This is a genomic window from Thioalkalivibrio sp. ALD1 (assembly GCF_000381245.1).
Lineage (GTDB): Bacteria > Pseudomonadota > Gammaproteobacteria > Ectothiorhodospirales > Ectothiorhodospiraceae > Thioalkalivibrio.
In genome coordinates this window covers 1-4,731 of sequence record NZ_KB906252.1, presented here as the reverse complement: position 1 = coordinate 4,731, position 4,731 = coordinate 1, and the positions used below count along the sequence as shown (strand labels likewise).

Sequence of the window (4,731 nt, the reverse complement as noted above, 5' to 3'; positions counted from 1 at the left end):
CCAGACCTCGTTCAACGGCCAGAAGATCCTGGATGGCAGCTTTGGGGATGCCAAGTTCCAGGTGGGCGCCAATGTGGGCGAGACCATCGATCTGAGCCTGGAGTCCAGCACCCGCCTGAACGCGATCGGTGCACTGGCCACCGCCGAAGTCGATCTGTCCGACTTCATCACCGAGGGTACCGATGCCACGCCGGGTACCTATACGACCGGTGACGTGACCGCCCTGCTGGGTGAGGACCTGAGTGAGGCCGAGGTCGGGGGCTCCATCACTTTTACGCTTGATAATGACGGAACCGAAACCTCGGGGAACCTCGATTTCAGCACTGACAACGCCGTGTTCGAAGTCGACGGGCAAGAAGTGACCCTGGATGGTGATTTTTCCGAAGACGCTGACGCGGAGAATTTTGCCGCTGCGCTGCAGGCTGAACTCGGCGGTGACTACGAGGTAACCTTCGACGGATTCGATGTAACCGTTACGAACACGACCACGCGTGATGCGGTCGAGATCTCCGCAGCCAATAGCGATGCGGACGATGCGGGTATCTCGGATGGTGTTGGCGATCAAGGTTCCTTCGGAACGGTCAGCTTCGAGGTTGATGGCAATGCCGTGACGCTTGACAGCGCTGACGGCTACGCCACCCTGGATGACATGGCGGCGGCGATCCAGGACCAGCTGGGTGGCGACTATGTGGTTTCCGCCACCGATGACGGGATCGAGATCGCCACCGCCGACACGGGCGATGGCGTGGATGCGCCGGTCATTTCGGACGCCTCCAGCTTCTCTTCCGCCCTGTTCGATGACGGCACCAGCGAGGCTGGTGAAGATGGCGAGGAAGGCGATACCTTCACCGTGGATGGCGACTTCGGCATTCGCTTCGGCGATGACGAGGACGGCACCGTGATCAACGTCGCGGACGGTGAGTACAGCGACAAGCAGGAATTGGCGGATGCCATTTCCGCCGCGATCGGCAACAACGGTCGGGTGACCCTGGATGATGACGGCAACATGAGCATCATCTCGCCAAACAGCATCACCTTCTCCGGTACTCAGGGCGAAGCCATGTTCGGCGCGGACACGGTCGAGGCTGACGGTGATCTCAGCGATGTGGATGTGCTGACGGTCGCCAACGCCAACAACGTGATCGAGCGAGTGGACTCGGCGCTGACCGCGGTGAGTGACATCCGTAGTGACTTCGGGGCGATCCAGAACCGCTTCGAGTCGACGATCTCCAACCTGACGCAGACCTCGGAGAACCTGGAGGAATCCCGGTCCCGTATCCGCGATGCGGACTTCGCGACCGAGACGGCCGAGCTGACCCGGGCACAGATCCTGCAGCAGGCCGGTACTTCGGTGCTGTCGCAGGCGAATGCTGTCCCGCAGAACGCCCTGGCCCTACTGCAGTAAGAAGGGAACCAGGTAGGTCGAGGTTGGAGTGGCCGGGGAGACCCGGTCGCTCCAGCCCTCTGACGAGGACAGTGCTATGAGTGATCAGGTGGGCAATGTCACTTCATCACCAGCGTTGATGACCCCTCGCGGGCAGGAATCGGGCAGTCGCCCGGTCCTGGACGCCGGGCTTTCTCGTGCTTCGGGCCGCGTCGTCGATCCGGGCGGCGAGGTCCGATCCGAGCAACGATCCACGGAGGTGCCCCGCGCCCCCGCACCGATCGAGGCCTCGGATCTCGAGAAGGTGGTGGAGTCGATCAATGAGTACCTGCAGTCCAGCAAGCGTTCGCTCGAATTCTCGGTGGATGACGTCAGCGGCCGTACCGTCATTACGGTGATGGACGGCGACCGCGAGAACGTGATTCGCCAGATTCCTCCGGAAGCGGTGCTGGCATTGGTCGAGCAGTTTCAGGAAGAGCAGGGGCTGACAGGAACCGGGCTGGTGGACAAGGCCTGAAGCCCACGCTGTAACTGCAATGTGTCATTTCGTTTGGCCGCGCCTTTTGGGGTGCGGCTTTTCTTTTTTTGGGAGCGAAACTGCGTGCGCCGGTAAGCAGGGGCGCGCCGTGGTAAATTTTCGGCGGGAACCATCAAGATTTCGGCTAATCTGTCGTAAAGGGTAGTAATACGCAGTTGCGAGGGCTCGGGACGCCGGGCACCAAGGAGTAAGAGCGTTATGGCAATCAGTTCACTGGGTGTCGGCTCCGGCCTGGATCTGAATCAGCTGGTAGGCGAGTTGATCCAGGCGGAAAGGGCCCCGCGGGAATCGCGCATGAATCAGCGCGAGGAGAAGCTGGAGGCGCAGATTTCCGCCTTTGGCACCCTGCGCAGCGGTATCGACCAGGCCCAGCAGTCGATGTCCGATCTTTCGCGCTTTCGTCCGGAGCAGATCGTCGAGATGTCGAACGACGAGGTCGCTTCGATCACGACCGATGGCACGGCGGACAACGGCCGGCTGTCGCTGGAAGTACAGCAGCTCGCACAGTCCCAGTCGCTGGCCACACAGGCGGGTGCATTCGAGAGTCGCGACGACGAAGTCGGGGCGGGCACCCTGAACATTCAGGTGGGGGACGGCAAGTCCTTTCAGATCGAGGTGAATGAAGGCGACACCTTGCGCGATGTACGCGAGGCCGTGAACGCTGCCGGTGCGGGTGTGACCGCCTCGATCGTGAACGACGGGCAGGGCTCGCGCCTAGTGTTCAACGCAACCGAGACGGGCGCGAACAATACGATTTCGGTAACGGTGGAAGGCGACCCGGAGCCATCCAACGAGGGAATCGGGCGCCTGGCGTCGAGTAACCTGGAGCAGACCCAGGAGGCACGCGATGCGATCGCCACCATCAATGGCATGACGGTAACCAGCAGTTCCAACACGCTGGATGACGCGATCGAGGGTATGGAGATCGAGTTGCGGCAGGTGACCAGCAGCCCGGTGAACGTCACGGTATCCGAGGACCGCGATGGCCTTCGCGAACAGATGGCGGGTTTCGTTGAGAGCTACAACGCGATTATCTCGCAGATTCGCGACCTGACCGCCTACGATTCGGAGGAACGCCAGGCTTCGATCCTCACGGGCGACAGCACGGTACGCAATATCCAGAGCCAGATGTCCACCGCACTCATGCAGCGGGCCGACGTGTCCGGAGCGAACAACACCATGTTCGCCGAACTCGGCATCACGACAAACTCCGACGGGACTCTGAGCTTCGATTCCGATCGCTTCCGTCAGGCGGTCGAGGAAGACGGGTTTGAAAACGTTACGCAGACGGTGCGCCAGGTCGCAGGCGGGATGAACGACGTGATGAGTTCCTTCCTGGGTTCGGAAGGTATTCTGCGGATGCGTACGGATGGGTTGCAGAGCGACCTGAGTCGAATCGGGCAGGACCGTGAACGACTGGACAACCGTATCGAGCAGATGGAGCAACGCCTGGTGCAACAGTTCTCGCGCATGGATCAGACCGTTGCCCGGCTGCAAAGCAGCAGCGATTTCCTGATGGGGCAGCTGGCCAATATGCCGCTGGCCAACAACAACTCTCGTCGATAACCGCCGCCAAGCGGTGAATGGATAACGGAGACAGGCAGATGTACGGACCGGGGACGAATCGGGCAGTGAACCAGTACCGGCAGTCGGGCGCTTTGGCCGAGGCACAGGTGGCCGATCCGCACCGGCTGATCCAGATGCTGTTCGAGGGGGCTCTGGAGCGCATCGCCGTGGCGAAAGGCGCGATGCAGCAGGGCAACGTGGGGCTGAAGGGCGAGAAGATCGGCAAGGCGATCGATATCGTCGAGTCACTGCGTGCGGTGCTGGATCACAAGCACAACCCCGAGCTGTCCGGCAATCTCGACGCTTTGTATCAGTACATGAGCCGCCGCCTGCTGGAGGGCAATATGCAGAATGACCCGGCGGCTCTGGACGAGGTCGCGAAGCTGCTGCGCGAGATCAAGGCGGGCTGGGACGACATCCCCCCCGAACAGCGCCAGCGCAAGGCGGGTTGAGCCGCAGGCCTTGACCGCCCCCCTGTCGCGTGGTGTCGTCCGCTGATCATGACAAAACGCGACGATACGGGAACGGATGCCACGCTGGAGGACGCGGTTCAGGCGGTGCGCGTCCTGATGGACCAGGCGCTCCAGGAGGAAGACTGGGACCGCCTGGAGGAACTGGACCTGCAGGCACGGGTGCTGATCGACCGCGCGTTCGGCGAGGAGCCCGTCCCGCTACGCGACGACACAGGCGCGACACTGCGCCGCGCGCTCGAAGACCTGTCGGCCTTCTACCAGCAGACCCTGCCGGACCTTTCCAGACGCCGCGCCGATGCCGGCCGCCAGCTACGCGATCTGCGCGACGGCCGGCGCGGCACCAACGCCTATGAGACCACCCGCCGCAACACCATGCGCTCCGGCCCGATGAAGCCGGGCGGCTGATGCGTAGCACCATTCCGTCTCCGATGTCCCGTGCTCGGCCGATTCGCGCCCCGGATTGCTGAATAACTGCTTCATGTCTGCAAGCCGTCACCCGTAAAAACCCGCCGTCCTGGGTGTGGCGAAAAGGTGCTGGATGCAGTGGCGCACCGTGCATACCCATACCTGTTTCAAGGTTAAAGATTAAGGGGCCATGGCCGTTAATGGACTACGGAGCGGAGTCGTCCTGTTGACGAGAGCCGTCGAGGGAGTACGACAGGTCTTTCGGGAGGACGACCATGTCTCAGATCATCAACACCAACATCATGTCCCTGAATGCTCAGCGCAATCTGAGCAATTCGCAGGGCGCGCTTGCCCAGAGCCTTGAG

The 4,731-nt window shown here is 62.0% G+C and carries 5 protein-coding genes; all 5 read left to right on the top strand.

The window, feature by feature from the left end; all coding sequences use genetic code 11:
* A partial coding sequence (locus tag F623_RS13610; RefSeq protein ID WP_018868778.1) for a flagellin occupies positions 1 to 1,405 on the top strand: 1,405 nt, incomplete at its 5' end.
* A gap of 76 nt (positions 1,406 to 1,481) precedes the next feature.
* Entirely contained in the window at positions 1,482 to 1,901 is a 420-nt protein-coding gene (locus tag F623_RS13365) for a flagellar protein FlaG (RefSeq protein ID WP_231367718.1), read from the top strand.
* A gap of 219 nt (positions 1,902 to 2,120) precedes the next feature.
* Positions 2,121 to 3,488, top strand: a complete 1,368-nt coding sequence (gene fliD, locus F623_RS0112765) for a flagellar filament capping protein FliD (protein WP_018862850.1) — start codon at positions 2,121 to 2,123, stop codon at positions 3,486 to 3,488.
* A 38-nt stretch (positions 3,489 to 3,526) separates the two neighbouring features.
* Positions 3,527 to 3,940 (top strand): flagellar export chaperone FliS, encoded by a 414-nt coding sequence (gene fliS / locus F623_RS0112760; RefSeq protein WP_018862849.1) that lies wholly within the window; start codon positions 3,527 to 3,529, stop codon positions 3,938 to 3,940.
* A 48-nt stretch (positions 3,941 to 3,988) separates the two neighbouring features.
* Positions 3,989 to 4,366, top strand: coding sequence for a flagellar protein FliT (locus F623_RS0112755; protein ID WP_018862848.1), 378 nt, complete (start codon positions 3,989 to 3,991; stop codon positions 4,364 to 4,366).
* The last annotated feature ends 365 nt before the right edge of the window (positions 4,367 to 4,731 follow it).

Coding starts and splice junctions, on each gene's coding strand:
- F623_RS13365 (WP_231367718.1), top strand. CDS start 1,482: ATGAGTGATCAGGTGGGCAATGTCACTTCATCACCAGCGTTGATGACC.
- fliD (WP_018862850.1), top strand. CDS start 2,121: ATGGCAATCAGTTCACTGGGTGTCGGCTCCGGCCTGGATCTGAATCAG.
- fliS (WP_018862849.1), top strand. CDS start 3,527: ATGTACGGACCGGGGACGAATCGGGCAGTGAACCAGTACCGGCAGTCG.
- F623_RS0112755 (WP_018862848.1), top strand. CDS start 3,989: ATGACAAAACGCGACGATACGGGAACGGATGCCACGCTGGAGGACGCG.